Below are 17,570 nucleotides of genomic sequence, written 5' to 3'. Positions count from 1 at the left end.
GCTCGATCTGCAATGATGATCGTGTGGATGCTCGGACTCGGCGGATGTGTGGCCGAGGAGCGGGAGCGCAGTGAAGAGCCGACGAATGCAGCGGCCGAGCGGCTTGGCTTCGTGGTCGATGGGCTCGAGCGGGCGAGCCAGGGCTGCGATGGAACACCGCTGCCCGCCTGCGATGGGCCGTTCACCGGAGCGGCGTGCGATCTACCGTGTTCGTTTGCACCACCAGGTCTGCCGCCGCTCGAGTGTGGGATCGATCGTACCTGCCACTCCGACGACAGCACGTACGGCCTCGCCGCTCGCAACGCCGTCTTGTATCCCGCGTCGGCCGATGATCCCGACGAGGCGATCCAGGCGGATTTGATGCCCGAGTACGCGGGCGGAACACTGAGCTGTGATCAGGACGCCTGCCTCCTCGACGTCTCGGAGTGCACGATGCCCGCCCTCGATACCACCGCGGGGACCTTCGAGCCACAGGAGTCCTCATCGTCGACGAGCCCGGCCGAGACCGAAACAGCTGGCGTGCATGTCGATCCCGACGGCTGCGACTGCAGAGCCGCGGCCTCTCGCGGCGGCTGGCTCACCCTCTTGTTGCTGCTCGGCGCGAGGCGCCGCAGGAGAGCTGCATGACCCCTCGTTCACTCACCCCACTCCTCCTGGCGCTCGTCTCACCCGTCGGTTGCCAGTGCGCCGACAGGGACCTCGTCGAGCTGAGCTCCGACGCCTCTTCGGGTTCGCCTGACAAGTCGTCCTCCGACTCGCGGGGGACGAGCGACGACAGTAGCGGCGACCCCTTTGACGTTTCGCGCTGGATCGGCCGCTATCATTACGAGACCGTGTTCTTGCCCTTTGGCGAACGCGGAGACCCACATGGATCCTATTCGCTCGCCAATTTCGAGATCCTGCCCAACTCACGAGCGACACTCTTCTACCAGGAGTGTTGGTACGACGAGCCGATCGTCATCACATACACGTGGACCCCTGTCACCGAGGAGTGGATCGAGCTACACCCCGGACCCGGCGAGGAATCGCTGCGATACATGGGGGCCGAGGACCTCGAGACCCTCCGCGTCCGTCTCATCGAGCCTTGTCGAGAGCTGAGGTTCGAGGTCGACGGACGCGAGGACGGATGGTCGCCGTTCCATCCCGGCGCGTCGTGCTGGGTCGACAAGTGCACGACGCCCGGGATCATTCAGGTCGACTACTGCGAGGGCGAAGAGCCGGAGGATCCATGCCCATGAGATCCCCGAGGACACGACCGCTCCGTCCTCGCACGCGGCCGTTCGAGCTCCTCCCTACCTCGCACGGTAGAGCACGTCCGTGCGCAGCACGTACTTGGTGCCGTGCTCGACGGCGCAGGCTTCGTGGAGCAGGCGGTGCTGGAACAACAGCGCGCGGCCCGGCTTGGCGCTCACCGTCGCATCGAGCTCGGGAAAGCGGGTCTGGCCTCCGGAGAAGCCGTCGTTGAGATAGACGACCAGGGTCATGCGGCTGAGGATGGCGCCGCCGTCGAGCTCGACCTCGGTGTCCCAGTGAGCGCCGTGCCGTTGCCCGGGCCGGTAGCGATAGATGCGCAGGCGGGGGTTGGCGCCCACGAGCGCGCCGCCACGAAACGTGGGCGGGAGGGCCTGGCCGGTGGCCTCCAGCCGAGCGCGGAGCGCCTCGAGGATGGCCCGCGCCTCGGCCTCGTCGTCCCACATGATCCGCTCGTTGTTGCGTACGTCCTCGTCGATCCCGACGCCATCCCTGCGAATGACGGGCGCCACGTGGGGCTCACCGGCCTCGAAGCGATCGATGTAGCGCTGGCAGGCCTCCGCGGACAGGACGTCGTCCACGGTGCTCCACATGGGAATGCCGAGGTCGAGGTGGCCCGCGAACATCGCCGCGAGTCTCTCAGTGCCCCAGGAAGAACAGCACCGTCACCAGCCCGAAGCAGGGGATGAGCAGCAGGATCGACCACTTCATGTAGCCGAAGAAGCCGGGCATCTCCACGCGCTGCTCCTCGGCGATGGCCTTGACCATGAAGTTGGGGCCGTTGCCGATGTAGGTGTTGGCGCCCATGAACACGGCACCCACCGAGATCGCCTGCAGGATGATGTGGGGCACCTCGGTGGCGCCTTGCACGGTCATGTGCACCATCTGATCGGCGGGGTAGGCCAGAGCGCCGCTCTCCACCATGCCCTGCGCAGTGCTGAAGAACACGAGGTAGGTGGGCGCGTTGTCCAGGAAGCTCGAGAGCACGCCGGTGAACCAGAAGAACTTGGCCGGGCTGTCGACGCCGAGCGAGCCGCCCTGCGCCTTGAGGATCATCAGCGCGGGGATCATGGTCAGGAAGATCCCGATGAACAGCGCGGCGACCTCGAGGATGGGGAACCAGGTGAACGCGTTCTTCTCGCGCACGTCCTTGGCCGAGGTCAGCTGCGAGCCCACCGCGCAGCCGACCATCATGGCCTCGCGCAAGAGGCCCCACTCCTGCGGGGTGAGGGCCACGCAGACCACGATGCCGGCGAGCCACAGCACGTTGATCTTGCCCTCGACGCGCAAGGGCTCGACGGTGGCCGCGTCCTCCTGGCGATCCTTGAGCGACTCCTTGTTGTAGAAGTGCCGGTCGAGGAAGAAGAAGACCACCAAGAGCAGGCCCGCGACGGTGGCCATCTCCTTCCACAGACCGAGGGTCCAGGTGAAGGGCACGCCGCGCAGGTAGCCGAGGAACAGCGGCGGATCGCCGATCGGCAGCAGCGAGCCGCCGATGTTGGACACCAGGAAGATGAAGAAGATGACGACGTGGACCTTGTACTTGCGCTCGTGGTTGGTGCGCAGCACCGGCCGGATGAGCAGCATGGAGGCGCCCGTGGTCCCCACGATCGAGGCGATGAGGGTGCCGAACACGAGGAACTTGAGGTTGGTGCCCGGGGTGGCCTTGAGGTCACCGGTGAGGTAGATGCCGCCGCTGACGAAGAACAGCGTCCCCAGCAGGATGATGAACTGCGCGTACTCGACCACGGTGTGCTCGAGCTGCACGAGATCGGGCTCGATGACCGTGATGTGGAGGACCGGGTAGATCGCCAGCGCCAGGCCCAGCAGCAGCTTGTTGCGGTTCTTGTGCCACCAGTGCTCGAGCGGGGTGAGCGGCAGGATCGCGATCGACAGCAGCATCACCACGAAGAACACCGTGGTCCACACGGGCGGCGGAGCGTGGTGAGCACCGTGGGCATCGCCGGAGGCGAGGGCGAGGCCGGGGGCCAGGAGGACTCCGAGCGCCGCCATCGAGGGCAGCCACCAACGGCCGCGGCGATGGCCGTCGCGGTGGCTGGCGAGAGGGGAGCGCGGGGGGCTGGAGGAGCAGGGAGAGCGGAGAGGAAGAGCGGACACCGGAGCCTCCACGGCGCGGTCCTGGGTGGGAGGGACCGCGTTCGCCGGCCGGATGGGGCCAGGCTGCCGCATCTTACGTCGGGGTCCGCGCCGCTTGCCAGCCCAGTCCGCCGAATCTGGGCCAGACGAGGCGCCCGGCCGGCTCGGGGTGCCCTCGATGCCACGCCTGCGGTACACACCACCCGCCGTCGTCATGAGCGCGTGCCTTCAGCATCTGGAGTGGGAGCGCCTGTGCGAGCACCTCGACGCGCTCCTGGCCAGCCCGTTGGCGCAGTGGGGGGAGCCCGCGTGGGCGCGCAGCACCGAGCGGGCAGAGGTGGAGCGCTGGCTGACCGAGCAGGACGGGCTGGAGGCCGCGCTGCGCTGGCGCCCCGAGATCAACGCGGGTGCCCAGCTGCAGCGGGTGCAGGCGCTGTCGGAGGAGCTCTCTCGCGCGGCCCGGGGGATCAGCCTCGAGCCGGCCGAGCTGATGGCGGTGGGAGAGCTGTGCGATGCGCTCGGTCGCCTCGCCCCGCTGTGCGAGCGGCCCGACGACGCGGTGCTGGCGGTGGAGGATGGCGTGACGCGAGCCGGGCACTCGGCGCTGGTGGCCGCGCTGCCGGGGCTGCGGCCGCATGCGGACCTCGCCGCGACGCTCCTGCGATCGATCGCGCTGGATGGCCCACAAGGAGAGCCGGTGGTGGCGGACGGGGCCAGCCCGGCGCTGGCGCGGGCGCGGGCCCAGGTGCGCTCGGCACGGCAGACGCTGGCGCGGGAGGCCGACCGGCTCGTTCGTAGCTCGACGCTCGCCGATGCCCTGGCAGATCGCTTCTACACCGAGCGCGAGGGGCGGGTGGTGCTGCCCGTGCGCAGCGGCAGCTTCTCACGGGCCGGGGGTCGGGGCACGGTCGGCGGCATCATCCATGGCGCCAGCACCACCGGGCACACGCTCTACGTGGAGCCGCCCGAGCTGATGGACGACAACAACCGCCTGCGCGAGGCCCAGATGGCGGCGCGGGCCGAGGAGCGACGGGTGCTCGCCGAGCTCAGCGCGCGGGTGGGGGCGGTCGCACCCGCGCTGCACGAGGGGCTCGTGGCGCTCGAGCGGCTCGATCGGATCCGGGCTCGGCTCCGGCTGGGCCAGGCGCTGCACGGGCACCGCCCGCAGGTGATCGAGCCGGTCGTCGACGCGGAGCGCGAGGACTTCGGCGTGGAGCTGTCGGCCGCGCGGCATCCCTTGATGGTGCTGGCCGGGACGGTGGTCGTGCCCAACGACATCCGCGTGCGCACCGGGGGCGCGCTCATCATCAGCGGCCCCAATGCGGGCGGCAAGACGGTGGCGCTCAAGACCCTGGGCATGTGCGTGCTGATGGCCCAGGCGGGGCTGCGGCTGCCCACGGACGGCCCGGCTCGGGTTCCGCTCTATCGCTCGGTCATCACCGACGTGGGCGACGATCAGTCGATCTCCGCCAACCTCAGCACGTTCAGCGCCCACATCGGGCACGTGATCGAGGCGCTCGATCGGGCGCGAGAGGACCCGGCCGGGACCCTGGTGCTGCTCGACGAGGTGGCGGTGGGGACCGACCCCGAGCAGGGGGCGGCGCTGGCCGAGGCGATCCTGCGGCGGCTGACCGCGCGCGGGGCCACGGTGGTGGCCACGACCCACTACGAGCGTCTCAAGCTCCTGGCCCACGACTTCCACGCGCAGTCCAGCTCGGAACCGGGCTCGGAACTGGGCTCGGAGCCGGGCTCGGAACTGGGCTCGGAGCCGGGCCCAACGCCCGGGATGTTCGCCAACGCGGCGGTGGGCTTCGATCTGGCGCGGCTGCGGCCGACGTTCGAGCTGCGGCTCGGGGTGCCGGGCAGCTCGTCGGCCATCGCGGTGGCGCGACGACTGGGGGTGGAGGAAGAGGTGCTCGGGCAGGCCGAGGCCATGCTCAGCGACGAGCGCCTGCGGGTGGACGTGCTGCTGCAGGCGCTCGAGGCCGAGCGGGTGGCGCTGCACGAGCAGCAGCAGGCGCTGCAGACCGAGCGCACCGCCCTGCACGCCCGGGAAGCCCGACTGCAGGCGCGCGAGCGCAAGGAGCTGCAGGAGGCCGAGGCTCTGCGCACGCGGGCCCACGATGCGGCGGCCCGGGAGCTGCGGCAGCTCGAGGACGAGCTCCGCCGGCGTCGCAAGCAGCTGCGCAAGGCTCCGCTGACGCCCGCTCCCGAGGGGCAGGTGGCGCCGACCGACGCCGAGGCCCGTGACTTCGCTCGTCAGGCCCGCGAGGCGGTGCAGCGGGGCCGGCTGCCCGCGCCTCCGCCCGAGGGCAACGTGCCGGCGCTCCCCCAGGTGGGCGACCGCGTGTTCGTGGAGGGCCTCGATGCCGAGGGCGAGGTGGTGGCGGTCAAGGGTGACAAGGTCACCGTGCAGCTGCCGCTGGCCAAGACCACCGTCGACCGCTCGGCCCTGCGAGCCCGTCGCGGCGCCCCCAAGGCGTCCCCGTCGGCCTCCGCGCCGACCATGCCCTCCGATGCGGCGCGGCACTTCGGCGCGGACGCGCGACCGGTGCAGGCGCGCTTCGACAACGTGATCGATCTGCGGGGCGAGCGGGCCGAGGACGCACAGGACCTGCTCGAGGTGTCCCTCGATCGGGCGATCGGCGAGGACGTGGAGGTCGTGCTCGTGCGCCATGGCCACGGCTCGGGCGCGCTGCGCCGGGCCATCCGCGAGCGCCTCGACCAGCTCCGCCACGTGCGGGTGCATCGTCCGGGATTGCCTCCCGAGGGCGGCGACGCGGTCACCGTGGTATGGGTGACGGTGTGATCCCTTCGCTGCGCGTCCGTCGGAGCTCGCGTCGAGCCGCGCATCGATTGGCCGAGTCGGGGTCGACCGAGCCCTCGGGGTCGACCGAGTTCTCGAGGCGGCGGCTGGGCCCGGGCATGGGTCTGCTGCTCTCGCTCGCGGCCTCGCCCGCCACGGCGCGAGCCAACCCCAACGAAGGCGAGGCGCGCTCGATCGTTCGCGATGCCGATCGCCCGTACACGGTGGTGGCGGGTGAGGGCGATGGGGCGTCCACGGTCACCAACCCGGCCAACCTGGGGTTCCTGCGCGGGGCCAGTGGCATCGTGGACTTCTCGCTCATGACGCCCGAGCGCCGGCGCCGGGGCAGCGGGGCGGGGGGGTTCGTGGGGCTGCCGCTGCCGCTGCGCCTGGCCTCGGTGGGGCTCGGCTACCAGCTGCTGCTGCCGTGGCAGCCCCAGAGCGCGACCTCCGACAACTCGCCGCTCGACGGCGGCACGGATCCCGCGGCCGCCGACGATCGCTTCCACAAGGTCACGGTGGCGCTGGCCGTGCCGCTGGGCGCGTGGGTACGGCTGGTGCGGCCAGCGGCCAAGGCCACCGCCGAGGCGCTCGATCGGCTGAGCATCGGCATCGGCTACTCGCGGCTGGTGTCGGCGTCCAATTACCATGCGTTCGGGATCCAGCAGATCGACGTGGCGCTGTCGTACTGGCCCAGCCGCTACCTGGCGCTCGGTCTGGTGGGACGTGCGGTCAACCTGCCGCGGACGGGGCGCAGCGATTCCACCGATCCCATGGAAGCGCAGGGGGTGCTGCAGCCGGCCGTGGTCGATCCCGAGCTGGCAATCCGCCCGCTGGGCACCCCCGTGCTCGACGTGGCCGTGGGGGCGAGGATCTCTCCGGTGGTGACCAGCGAGGGGCATCGCTTTCGCACCAACCGCTTCGATCCACGGGCGCGGATCACCGCCTCGGTGGGCGGCGTGCGGGTGTTCACCGAGGCCGAGACCCTGCGCTGGAATCCCGTGGTGGCCGACGAGCCGTTCAGCGATCCCCGCGTGGCGGTGCGGATCAACGCCGGGGTCGAGCTGTCGTTTGGTCGGTTCGGGCTGGCCGTGGCCCCGCTGATGTCGGGAGGGGCGCGGAGCACCTATGGCGTCGACGGGGCTGCGGCGCGGCTGCGGCTGTCGCAGGAGCGCCATCCCACCCTGGCCAGCCCGCGTCGCGTGGTCACCAAGCTGGCGCTGGCGCGCTACTCCGGCGACCGCGGCCTGTGGGCGCTGGTCGAGCAGCTCGACGCGGCGGCCGAGCGCCGCGGCGTGGTGCTGGTGGAGACCCGCGGCATGGGGTTTGGCTACGCCCAGACGGAGGAGCTGCGCGAGGCCATCCTGCGCGTGCGCAACCGCGGCGGCAAGGTCGTGGTGTACATGGACGGCGCGAGCCTGCGCAGCTACTTCCTCGCCAGCGCGGCCGATCGCATCGTGGTGCATCCCACGTCGAGCCTGTGGATGGTGGGGATCTCGGCGCAGACCCTCTACTTCGGCGAGCTGCTCGAGCGGCTGGGGGTGCGGCCCGAGTTCCTGCGGGTGGCCGAGTACAAGGCGTGGCCCGAGAAGCTGCATCGCACGACCGCCTCGGCCCCGGTGGCCGAGCAGCGGGACCTGCTCTACACCGACACGTGGAACCACGTGCTGCGGATGATCGCGCGCGAGCGGGGGCAGGATGCACGCGTGATCCACGGCTGGATCGACGACGCACCCCTGCGCCCGGTCGATGCGCTGCGACGCGGTCTCGTCGACGACACGGCGCATCCCGACGAGCTCGACGCCAAGCTCGAGGAGTGGTTGGGACGGCGGGTTCGCATCGAGGCACCCAGCGAGGCGCGCGAGCACGCGCACGAGTACGGGCGGCCGCCCCGGATCGCGGTGCTCCTCGTCCAGGGCGACCTGGTGCAGGGCGACAGCTTCACCGTGCCGCTCGTGGGCCGCAAGGTGGCGGGGGACCGCACGCTCACCAAGGAGATCGAGCGCCTTCGCAAGGACCCCAGCGTGCGGGCGGTGGTGGTGCGCATCGACAGCCCGGGAGGAGACGTCGGGGCGGCCGAGGCGATCGCGCGCGAGCTCGATCTGGTGCGGCGCGACAAGCCGGTGGTGATCTCGATGGGCAACGTCTGCGCCAGCGGGGGCTACTACATCGCCACCGCGGGGCAGTACGTGTTTGCGGATGCAACCACCTACACCGGGAGCATCGGGATCTTCTATCCCAAGCTGGATCTGTCGGGGGCGCTCGAGCGGCTGGGGGTCTCGGTCGACGAGGTGGAGCTGGGCCGCCGCGCGGGGCTGCGCTCGTGGCTGCGGCCCTACGACGAGGACGAGCGCGCGGCCGTGCAGGCGGAGATCGAGCAGACCTACCTCGAGTTCCTGCAGCGCGTGTCGGCGGCGCGCTCGATGACGATCGAGCAGGCCGATGCGGTGGCCCGCGGTCGGGTGTGGTCGGGCGTGCGGGCGATCGACGAGGGGCTGGTCGACGACTACGGGGGGCTGCGCGAGGCGATCCTGCGGGCGCGGGCGATCGCGGGGTTGCAGTCCGACGAGGGCGAGGTCGAGGTGGTGCCGGGTCCACGCACCCGGCTCGAGGATCTGCGCGCGCTGTTCGGGGTCGACCTGCCCTCTCCGCTGGGCGAGGCCGGAGGCGGGGTGGGGGGGGCCGTTCCGTCGACGGTGGCGCTGCGCTCGGTGCTGCCGGCTTCGATGGTGCTGGCGCTGCGCCAGATCCCCGTGTCGCTGTGGTGGGGCGACGAGCCGCGGCTGCAGGCGCTGGGGGAGGAGATCGTGGTGCTGCGGGACTGAAGTCTCACGCCTGGTCGGGCGTGGCACCCAGCGCGAGCCGGTTGAGGGCGTGCGCGCGCAGCCGCTGGGGGCGGGTGAGGCGGAGCCACGGATGTGCCAGCCGCTGGCGCAGCGGCAGGCGGCGGCGCAGGTCCGCCGGGATGTCGTGGAGCGTCACCGAGTCGAGCAGGCGATGACCGCCCCAGCCCTCGATGACGCGCGGATCGTCGCATCCCCAGACGAACGCGGCGTCGCGCGTTCCCATCATGCGGCGCTCCGCGAACGAGCGGGGGGCCACGGTATCGAACACGATCGGCCACCCCGAGAACCGGCGCCCGAGCAGCTCGAGCCCGCGTCGCACCGTGGTCTCGTCGAGGTACACCAGCACCGCCTCGGCCACGAACAGGATCGGCCCGCTGCTCGGGAGCGCATCGAGCCAGCCCTCGTGGCCGAAGGCGCCCTCGATGAGGGTGCGTCGGGGGCCATCGGTGAAGAACGTGCGGCGCAGCGCGACCGCATCGGGCAGATCCACGTCGAACCAGCGCAGTCGACCGTTGTCCACGCGCTCGAAGCGGGTGTTGAGGCCCGTGCCGATCTCCACCACGGTGCCCTCGGGATGGCGGTCGAGGAATTCGAGGACCCAGCGATCGATCATCACCGTGCGCAGGCACGCGCGGAATGCCAGGCGACGATGAGCGGCGAAGCGGGCCTCGAAGTCGAAGTCGAGGCTCGCCACGATCTCCTGCGCCTTGCGATCCACGAGCAGGCCACCGGGGCGCTCGGTCTCGATCGCGCGGCTCCACAGCGGAATCATCAGGGTCTGGGCGACGTCGCCGAGGGCGACGGGGGTTGGTTCGTGCTTCATGGATCTCCTTGGGATGCGTCGAGGCTGGTACGGGCTCGGGATCGTCGGCTCGACCACGACGCCCCCACGAAGGTCAGGCCCAGGCAGGCCCACAACAGATCGAGGGTCGAGGGGGCGACGACCACGAGGCTCGATGCCGCCGTGGTCAAGAGGCCCAGGCCCACGAGCATGGCGAGCGAGGTGGTGCGTTGCCGGGGATCGGCGGCCCCGCGTGGCCACGAGGACCAAAGCCACGCGCCCGCCCACACCAGCAGGAACGTGCCGTGGCCGACGAGCGGCTCGCGGCTCGCGTGCGGGGCCACTCGAGACAGCAGCAGCAGCGTCACGGTGGCCAGGGGAAGCCCGAGACCCAGGCCCACCAGCGCTCGGCCGCGCCATCCGGCTCCGGAGATTCCCTCGCGCTCGAGACGTCGCACGCGTACGAGCTCGCCCAGGAGCGCCGCGGCAGCGAGGGCGAGCCCCGCGACGATCCACAGCAGCTCCACCCACGGCTGGCCCCGTGGACCGTCCTCGCCGGAGTGGTCCCCGGATTGGCCCCCGGATTGGCCCCCGAATTGGCCATAATGAAGCGCGACGGTGGCATAGAACGACTGCAACGCCGCACTCTGCTGCCGTAGCGCCCGGCACCGCAGGGCTCGACCCGTGGCGTCGTAGACGGCGAGACCCCGGTCGAGCCACGGCCCGGGCCCCTCGTACTCCACCGTGACGCGCGCGCTGGCGTACCCCGGATGCTGCAGCACGATGCGCTCGGCCTGCCACGCGGCGCTCGCGGGCAGCTCCGCGAAGCAGCGCGGCTCGAGCCACGCCGCCGCGGGTGCGCCAGGGGCAGCCGTGTCGTCCAGCGGCACGCGCTCGACCCCCAAGACGTCGCGGAACAACGCGGCCTGGTCGCCACCATAGGCGCTGTGAGTCATCACCGGCACGCTCAGCGGTGTGCCGCCGAGCATGGCTCCGGTCAGCGCTGCGCCCACGCCGAACGCGAGCGTCCAGGCGCCCAGGAGCTTGTGCAGCTCCTGCGGCAGGCGGCGCAGCCGTAGCCGAATCAGCTCGCGGCTCCACCGGCGGCGCGTGGCCAGGCCGCACACCAGCACCACCGCCACGAGCACTCCCAGCGAGGTCACCAGCGTCTGACCGATGGCCGCCGGGACGAGCAGGTTGCGATGCAGCTCCACGATGACCGTGAGCGGCCCCCGCCCCTCGCCGAGAGCCTCGCCGGTGGTGGGATCGAAGTCGACCACCCGTTCGGAGCCATCGGGGCGGCGAAGCTCCACCCGTATCCACGGGCGGGTCGGGGTGGCCGGAGCGAGGCGCACAAGGCCCCTCGCAGCCTCGGGCTCCTGCCGCAGCACGTCCTCGACGATGCGATCGATCGGCTGCAGGGACGCCGCCGGTACGTCGCCCGTGCTCGATGACCGCGGCGCATGCTCCCACGCGGCCAGCGAGCGGGCGGCCACCGCCATGGCGCCCGAGAAGCACAGCACGAACACCAACGGGGCCAGCACCCCACCGAGCTCGAGGTGCAGCCGCATCAGGGTCCGACGCTCGCCCCGCTGCGGCCGATCCCGACGCGCCACGAAGCGGCGGCCGAGCCAGAGCACCGCGAGCGACCACAGGGGCAGGAGCAGGAGGCCGGCCGCCAGGGCTCGATCCACTCGCGCCCACGGAGCCCACGAGCCGATCGCGCTGGCGACGACGAGGGCCGGCACGAGCCCCAGCACCGCCATGCCCACGGTGCGCCCCGTTCCCAGGGGACGACTCGGGCTCCGCTCATGCGTGCGCGTGGTCCCGCGCATGCTGCCCGACGTGCTCACGGTCGCCCTGCTTCTCGCCGCGAGCACGCCGGCGCGCGCGTCGTGGGGCCGTTGGCGGCCACCGGCCAGCGCACCAGGCTCGTCGCCTCGGTATCGAAGTGCGGACGTCCCAGCACCTCGTTGATGATCGTGGCCGAGCGCCATGCCGCGAGGCTGAGCTGCGACTCCGCGATCCCCAGCGAGTGACGCCCCGCGTTGACCGCGAACAGGCGGTGGTGTCGGGGCCCGTCCCACGCGACGGCGAAGTCGGGCCCGACCTCGAGGTGGCCATCAGCGAGCGCGAGGCGCTCCGAGAGCCCCTCGAGGCACCGGGGCAGGCGATCGTCGAGCCCCGTGCACAGCACCACCACGTCGGCATGGAGCCGCTCGTGCGCACCATCGAGGCGGCAGCGCAGGTCGAGCTCGAAGCCGGGCCGCATGCCCTGCAGCTCGCGGCCGGGGAGCAGCTCGACCAGTTGAGCGCGACCGGTCGCGTGCAGCTCGTAGACGACGTCGTGCAGCGCCTGCAGCGTGGCCAGCGAGATGCCGTCGCCGGCCAGGCGCTGGTGCTCGAGCAGCGCGGCCCGGGTGGACGGCGGAAGCCCGTGGAACAGCCGCACGTACGCCGGCGTGAACAGGTGATTGGTGAACGGGCTCTCGTCGAGCGGCTCGAAGTTCAGGCGCCGCGAGGCCCACGACACGCGTGCGGGGTCGCCCCAGCGACCCTGCAGCAGCTCGAGCAAGACCTCGGCCCCGGTCTGGCCGCCGCCGATCACCACCACCGAGCGTCCTGCCACGCTCAGCTCGCGCTCGAGGATCCCCTGGGCATGGAAGCATCGCGGGCCGAGGAACGGGCGCGTGCACTCCGGCACGGCCGGCGTGCGGCCCGTACCCACGCACACGTGCTCGGCCACGCACAGGCGACCTTCCTCGCCCCACAGCTCGAAGCCTCGCGCGCCCAGGCGCACCTCGCCAACGTCCGCCCCGAAGCGCAAGGTCGGCAGCCGACGCGCCACCCACTCCATGTAGTCGGCGAACTCGCGGCGGCCCACGCAGGCCTGCTCGCGCGCGAGGAACGGATAGAAGCGCCCGTGCCGGACGAGGTAGTTGAGGAACGAGTGGGGGTTGGTCGGATCGACCGCCGTCACGAGGTCCTTGAGGAACGAGGTCTGCATGCGGGCCGAGGGGAACATCAGGCCCGGGTGCCACTGGAACCGCGGACGACGATCGAAGAACGCCGCGTGCACCTCGTCGATGCCGTCGAGCAGCGCCGCGAGGCTCAGGTTGGAGGGGCCGATGCCCACGCCTGCGAGGGTGAAGTGGTCCATGGTCGTGCTCGTGGGGGCCATCAGGGCCCGTCGTGGTCCATCGTGGGTGAAGAGCCCGGCTCACCGAGGCTCAGCAATCATCGAGCGGGTGCGCCAGCGGATTGCGTAGCGGAGGGCCGAGGTCGGGAAGGGGACGGTGCTCGAGGTCGCCGTAGCCCACGCGAAATCGGGCTCGGTTCAGGCACACGCGCTCCATCTGGGCCCGGTCCAGCGGGGCCCGTGCGATCCGCTCGCGCAGCTCGGGGTGCTCTTGGGCGTAGCGGCGCACCACCTCCATCACCAGGTGGTAGACGCGAGCCTCCGGCAGTCCCAGCTCGAGCTCGAGCACCGGCGCGAACAAGCGCATCACCGAGACCAGGTGGCCGGTGAACAGATCGTGCACGAGCTCGCCGATCGGGGGCCGCCGGATCGGGGCCCGGGTGATGCTCGTGGGCAGGCCCGACTGCTCGGGCCAGGGCTCGTCCACCAGGCGCACGTCGCCGTGGAAGTCGCGCAGCACCATGCCCTCGGGTCGACCCTCGCGCAGCAGCACCGCCACGTTCTGGCCATGGGCGATCACACCGAGTCCATGGGCGCACAGCAGGTGATAGAGCGGCATCACCGTGCACCGAAGCAGCGCGAGCAGCCAGCGCTCGACCGACCACCCACTTCGCTCGATCCAGTGCCGCACGAGCGGCTCCCCGTCGAGGTCGCGCTGGTACAGCGCCGCGGCCAGGATCTCCTGCACACCCGGATCGAGCCGCGAGGGGGCGCTCTCTCGCCAGATCGCGGCGAGCAGCTCCTGGTAGCGATAGGGTCCCGCGGCCTCGGCGTGCACGGCCGAGGGGACGTGCACGCCGGCGAGGTCTCGCAGGACCACCGTGCCCGCCGTGGCGAGCAGCGGATCTCGCTCGACCACGTGCGCGACGGCCTGGGACAGCGCTCCACCGATGGCGACGTGCTGCGCCGCGATCCCCCGGTAGCACGACGTGTTCATGATGGTGAGCGAGAGCTTGAGCTCGGGCGCCTCGGGCCGGCATGCATTGGTCAGCGTGCGGATCGAGGCCCGCGGCTGGTACTCGTCGCCGAGCTCGCCCAGGTCGCGAATGCGCCCGGTGGCCAGCTCGGCCGCGTACTGGAGCTGGATGTGGCGATCCCACTGCCAGGGATGCACGGGAATCACCGCGTGACGCTCGACATCGGCGTCCATTGCCGCCGCGGTCCGGCGCAGCTCGTCGTAGGCTCCGTCGCCCAGGGTGTGGCGCAGCAGCTCGGGCTGTGAGCATCCCGCGGCGCCGTGCAGGCGCAGCGCGTGGTCGCGTGCGATCAGCCACCGCAGTCGAAATCGTGGCGAGGCCTCGGGCGCATGAGCCCGCAGCTCGCGACTCCCCCAGCCCAGGCGCCCGCGGTTGCCGATGATCTTGGGGTGCGCGTCCAGGTGCTGCTCGAGCTCCACGCCGCCGAGCGCCGCGAGGTGAGCCGCTCCGCACTCGAGCCGGCGGCACTGCTGGGCCTCGGCGGCGATGGTGTTGAGCAGCTCCTCGAGCAGGTTGCCCAGCACGAGCGGCCGCAGGCCCAGCTGCGCGCGTGCATCGATCAGCAGGCGTGCGGTCCGAGGGGGTGGTGCCTCGCTGGGGACGCCGTCGTGCTCGCGCACCACCGTCCCCGGCCATACCTGAAGATCGCCCCATGCGCTGCGCCGGGCCAGGAAGCGATGGCGCACGCCGCCGTCGAGCACCAGCTCGTGCTCGTCGTGGCCGTCGCGGCCCTCGCCGACTCGCCGCGGCTCGAGCAGGCCCTCGTAGCACAGCTCGCGGATCGTCCGCGCCAGCACTCGGTCGTCGGCCAGGCGATACCACCACGCCGGATCACGCTCGTGCTCGGTCGCGCTCACGCGGCCCCTCCGGACTCGACGTTGGACCGTTCGCCGGACCGTTCCCTGGACGCTTCACTGAATTGGGCGAAGAAGTCCTCGCGCCGCAGGGTCATCAGCCGCGCACGCTTGTGCGGCATCGTGATCGTGCCCTCGATCCTCCACGCGGTGGAGTCGGCCCACGAGCGCACGCGTGCCTGATCCACGCGGGGCTCGCCCACCAGCCGCTGCGTGCGTGGCTCGTCGAGGAACAGGAAGTGCGCCATGGCGAGGAACCAGTGGCGCCCGAGGCCGCAGAACCGAAAGCGCTCGTCGCCCACCGCCATGTGGAACCCGCGGTCGTAGTCGCCGGCGTCGTAGTAGGCCCCCAGGCGATCTTCCTTGGCCCAGTACGATTCGAAGTACGCGAACGGCACGTCGTCGAAGCAGCCGATCATGGGCACCGTGTGCGGGTCGCCCAGACGGGTCTCCACGTACTCCGAGAGCCGCGGCCGCGACCACGCTTGCTCCCAGAACTCGGCGACCGTGGGGTCGTTCATCCACGCCACGAACGCGTCGAAGTGCTGGTCGGGATCGAAGCGGTGCAGCGAGAACACGCGGTCGACCGCGGCGCAGCGCCTGCGGTAGAGCAGACCGGGCGGGGTTGGGGGGCGCCACGGATGCACGGCGGTCGCGCTCGTCACCCAGGCCGAGGGATCGACCGACCGGCCGCGCCGGTGGTGCCACGGCTGCGCACGCTGGAGCAGGGCCTCGCGCACCACCACCCGAGGGTCCGTGCTCGCGCCGACACGATGCGTCACGCGCTCGAGCCCCGGGGTCGTGGCCAGCAGGTGCTCGCTCACCAGGGCCAGCGCGACGTCGGTCGGCGGCCCGCTCCAGCCCACCTCGCTCCGGGGTCCCGGGGCCACCGTGAGCTGCAGACCGGCGCCATCGAGACTCCCACGTCGTCGCATCACGCCGTGGGCGTCGACCTCGGCGCCCCCCAGCTCGAGCCACGCGTCGCCGTCGATCCCGGCCAGCCGCACGCGCTGGGCGGCCACGTCGACCACCAGCGGCTCCCGGGGCGGCTCTCGCCACAGCGGGTTGGGCATCGGATGCTGGATCTTCGAAGGATCGGCCAGCGTGGCCTCGTCGAGGTCGCTCAACGTACAGCCGAGGTTGCGCTTGCCCCAGATCGTGGGCTCGTCGAGCAGGTAGGCCAGGCCGCGTGGATCACCCGACGTGCGCGCACGCAGACCCTCGAGCTCGGCCCGAAGCATCTCGAGCAGCCACGCCTGCCGTACCCCCGGGACCATCACGAGCGAGGCGATCGTGTTGAAGATGGCGTTGATGACGAACGAGTAGGCGAACAGCCGAACGTCGTACGGAGGCACGAAACAGGCGCGCTCCAGCTCGGGTACGCGCTCGCCGTAGCGCTCGCGCGCCCTCGGCCCGTAGGCGGTGCCCTGGGCGTCGCGAAACCACACGTGCTCGATCTCCACCCCGCGCAGGCCCAACACCAGGTTCTGCTGGTGTGCGCTGAGCAGCAGGCCGTGCTCGGCTTGTGCCACGAACACCGGCCGACACGCGCGGGCGAGGAAGCGTTCGAACCAGGCCTCCGCGAGCAGCACCGCCGAGGAGCCCTCGGCGAGCGCCGCGCTCGTCAAGCGCTTGGCCAGGCGGCTGCAACCGTCGCGCGGATCGTCTTGCAGGAGCGTGGCGAGCACCTCGGCGTGGGCATCGGCGCCAAACGGGTTGTCACGCAGGACCACCACGCTCGCCGGATGGCATGCGCCGTCGTCGTCGACGAGCCCGTAGTGGGCCGGCTCGCGCAAGATGGAGAACTCGGGGTGGTCGCGCTCGAGCGTGCCGACCTCGGTGTGCTCGAGCAGGCGGCCGAGCACGAGCCCCCGCTCGAGCTCGGCCGGGTGCAGCAGCCGCATCGAGTTGGTCAGCCGCACCGGCAGCGAGTGCTTGAGCATCACCGGCGCGTCGGGCCGATGGAGCGTGCGCATCGACGAGGTGGGGGCCCAGCACGCCGGGCCCGGGCCCAGGCGCCACAGCGCACCGCGCCGCTCGGCGCGCTCGAGCACGGGCAATAGCGCCCGCGCCTGCAGCGGATGCAGCGGGACGAGCACCACGTCGGCCGTACTCGGCACGCCCTCGGGTCGACGCTCGGGGGTGGGGAAGGGGACCGGTCGATCCGGCCGCACGGCGCTCACCTGCAGGCGATCGCGCTGCACCGCGATCCACTCGAGCGCCACCCGAGCGGCGCGCGTGGGGAGGTAGGCCGAGGGATCGTCACCCGTGACCGAGCCATGGGCCCGCGGCACCGGGTGCATCGAGTGTCCGAGCAGCAGCGCCTGCTCGGCCTCCAAGAAGCGCAGCGGTCCCGTGAAGATCGCGTCGAGCTCGTCGCGGCGCTCGTCGAGCGTGGCCTCCAGGGCCCGCGCGCTGTCGGCCACGCGCTCGACGAAGCGGCGCCGCATCGACGGGCTCACCGGGCCGATCCCCAGCGCGGCCAGGAGCGAGGGCTCCTGCACCACGATCGCGGCCACCGCATCCGCGGTCGGGCGCGTGCGCGTGCCGTCGGCCGCCACGCGCCAGGGTCGTCCCACCGGCCAGCGCCCGACCCCCGGCTCTCCCAGCAACGGCACCTCCAGCGAGCCGCCCTGGGTGGGCAGGTCGATCACCACTCGTCGCTCGGTGCCCTCGCCCTCGATGCGCCCGCTGGCTTGCTCGCGCAGCAGCGTGTTGAGGAGCGCGGACGTCGATGGATCTCGTCGGTCGTCCATGGT

General features: G+C 71.7%; 11 protein-coding genes. 4 read left to right on the top strand and 7 right to left on the bottom strand.

Translation table 11 applies throughout. The features are described from left to right. Window positions 1-27 precede the first annotated feature (27 nt). Together OEB96_RS05075 and OEB96_RS05070 are read left to right on the top strand one after the other, a co-directional pair. On the top strand, window positions 28-627 hold the full coding sequence (locus OEB96_RS05075) for a hypothetical protein (protein WP_266214301.1): 600 nt from the start codon (window positions 28-30) through the stop codon (window positions 625-627). After that, window positions 624-1,238: a hypothetical protein gene (locus OEB96_RS05070; protein ID WP_266214300.1), complete on the top strand. Its 615-nt coding sequence runs from the start codon at window positions 624-626 to the stop codon at window positions 1,236-1,238. The genes OEB96_RS05075 and OEB96_RS05070 overlap by 4 nt, the downstream gene beginning before the upstream one ends. A gap of 54 nt (window positions 1,239-1,292) precedes the next feature. Here the strand turns inward: OEB96_RS05070 and OEB96_RS05065 are convergent, their stop codons facing one another. Together OEB96_RS05065 and OEB96_RS05060 are read right to left on the bottom strand one after the other, a co-directional pair. Then, window positions 1,293-1,877 (bottom strand): prolyl hydroxylase family protein, encoded by a 585-nt coding sequence (locus OEB96_RS05065; protein WP_266214299.1) that lies wholly within the window; start codon window positions 1,875-1,877, stop codon window positions 1,293-1,295. A gap of 13 nt (window positions 1,878-1,890) precedes the next feature. Beyond that, entirely contained in the window at window positions 1,891-3,264 is a 1,374-nt protein-coding gene (locus tag OEB96_RS05060; RefSeq protein WP_266214298.1) for a sodium:proton antiporter, read from the bottom strand. Between the two features lie 298 nt (window positions 3,265-3,562). Between OEB96_RS05060 and OEB96_RS05055 the strand changes: the two genes are divergently transcribed. Together OEB96_RS05055 and sppA are read left to right on the top strand one after the other, a co-directional pair. Continuing rightward, window positions 3,563-6,157 carry an endonuclease MutS2 gene (locus tag OEB96_RS05055; protein ID WP_266214297.1) on the top strand — a complete coding sequence of 865 codons (2,595 nt, stop codon included), beginning with the start codon at window positions 3,563-3,565 and terminating at the stop codon, window positions 6,155-6,157. Then, window positions 6,154-8,979: a signal peptide peptidase SppA gene (sppA, locus tag OEB96_RS05050; protein ID WP_266214296.1), complete on the top strand. Its 2,826-nt coding sequence runs from the start codon at window positions 6,154-6,156 to the stop codon at window positions 8,977-8,979. The genes OEB96_RS05055 and sppA overlap by 4 nt, the downstream gene beginning before the upstream one ends. 4 nt (window positions 8,980-8,983) lie before the next feature. Here the strand turns inward: sppA and OEB96_RS05045 are convergent, their stop codons facing one another. From OEB96_RS05045 to OEB96_RS05025, 5 genes are all read right to left on the bottom strand, one after another. Further along, window positions 8,984-9,823 (bottom strand): class I SAM-dependent methyltransferase, encoded by an 840-nt coding sequence (locus OEB96_RS05045; RefSeq protein ID WP_266214295.1) that lies wholly within the window; start codon window positions 9,821-9,823, stop codon window positions 8,984-8,986. Next, window positions 9,820-11,634, bottom strand: coding sequence for a PepSY-associated TM helix domain-containing protein (locus tag OEB96_RS05040; protein WP_266214294.1), 1,815 nt, complete (start codon window positions 11,632-11,634; stop codon window positions 9,820-9,822). Before OEB96_RS05040 ends, OEB96_RS05045 begins: the two co-directional genes overlap by 4 nt. Then, entirely contained in the window at window positions 11,631-12,941 is a 1,311-nt protein-coding gene (locus OEB96_RS05035; RefSeq protein ID WP_266214293.1) for a lysine N(6)-hydroxylase/L-ornithine N(5)-oxygenase family protein, read from the bottom strand. The genes OEB96_RS05040 and OEB96_RS05035 overlap by 4 nt, the downstream gene beginning before the upstream one ends. Before the next feature lie 70 nt (window positions 12,942-13,011). Beyond that, window positions 13,012-14,814 carry an IucA/IucC family protein gene (locus OEB96_RS05030; protein ID WP_266214292.1) on the bottom strand — a complete coding sequence of 601 codons (1,803 nt, stop codon included), beginning with the start codon at window positions 14,812-14,814 and terminating at the stop codon, window positions 13,012-13,014. Beyond that, window positions 14,811-17,567, bottom strand: coding sequence for a GNAT family N-acetyltransferase (locus OEB96_RS05025; RefSeq protein ID WP_266214291.1), 2,757 nt, complete (start codon window positions 17,565-17,567; stop codon window positions 14,811-14,813). Before OEB96_RS05025 ends, OEB96_RS05030 begins: the two co-directional genes overlap by 4 nt. Between the last annotated feature and the right edge of the window lie 3 nt (window positions 17,568-17,570).

This window comes from Paraliomyxa miuraensis, from assembly GCF_026337845.1.
GTDB classification, from domain to species: domain Bacteria; phylum Myxococcota_A; class Polyangia; order Nannocystales; family Nannocystaceae; genus Paraliomyxa; species Paraliomyxa miuraensis.
Note: the sequence above shows the minus strand (reverse complement) of the source record. Positions and strands in the feature narration are given on the sequence as shown.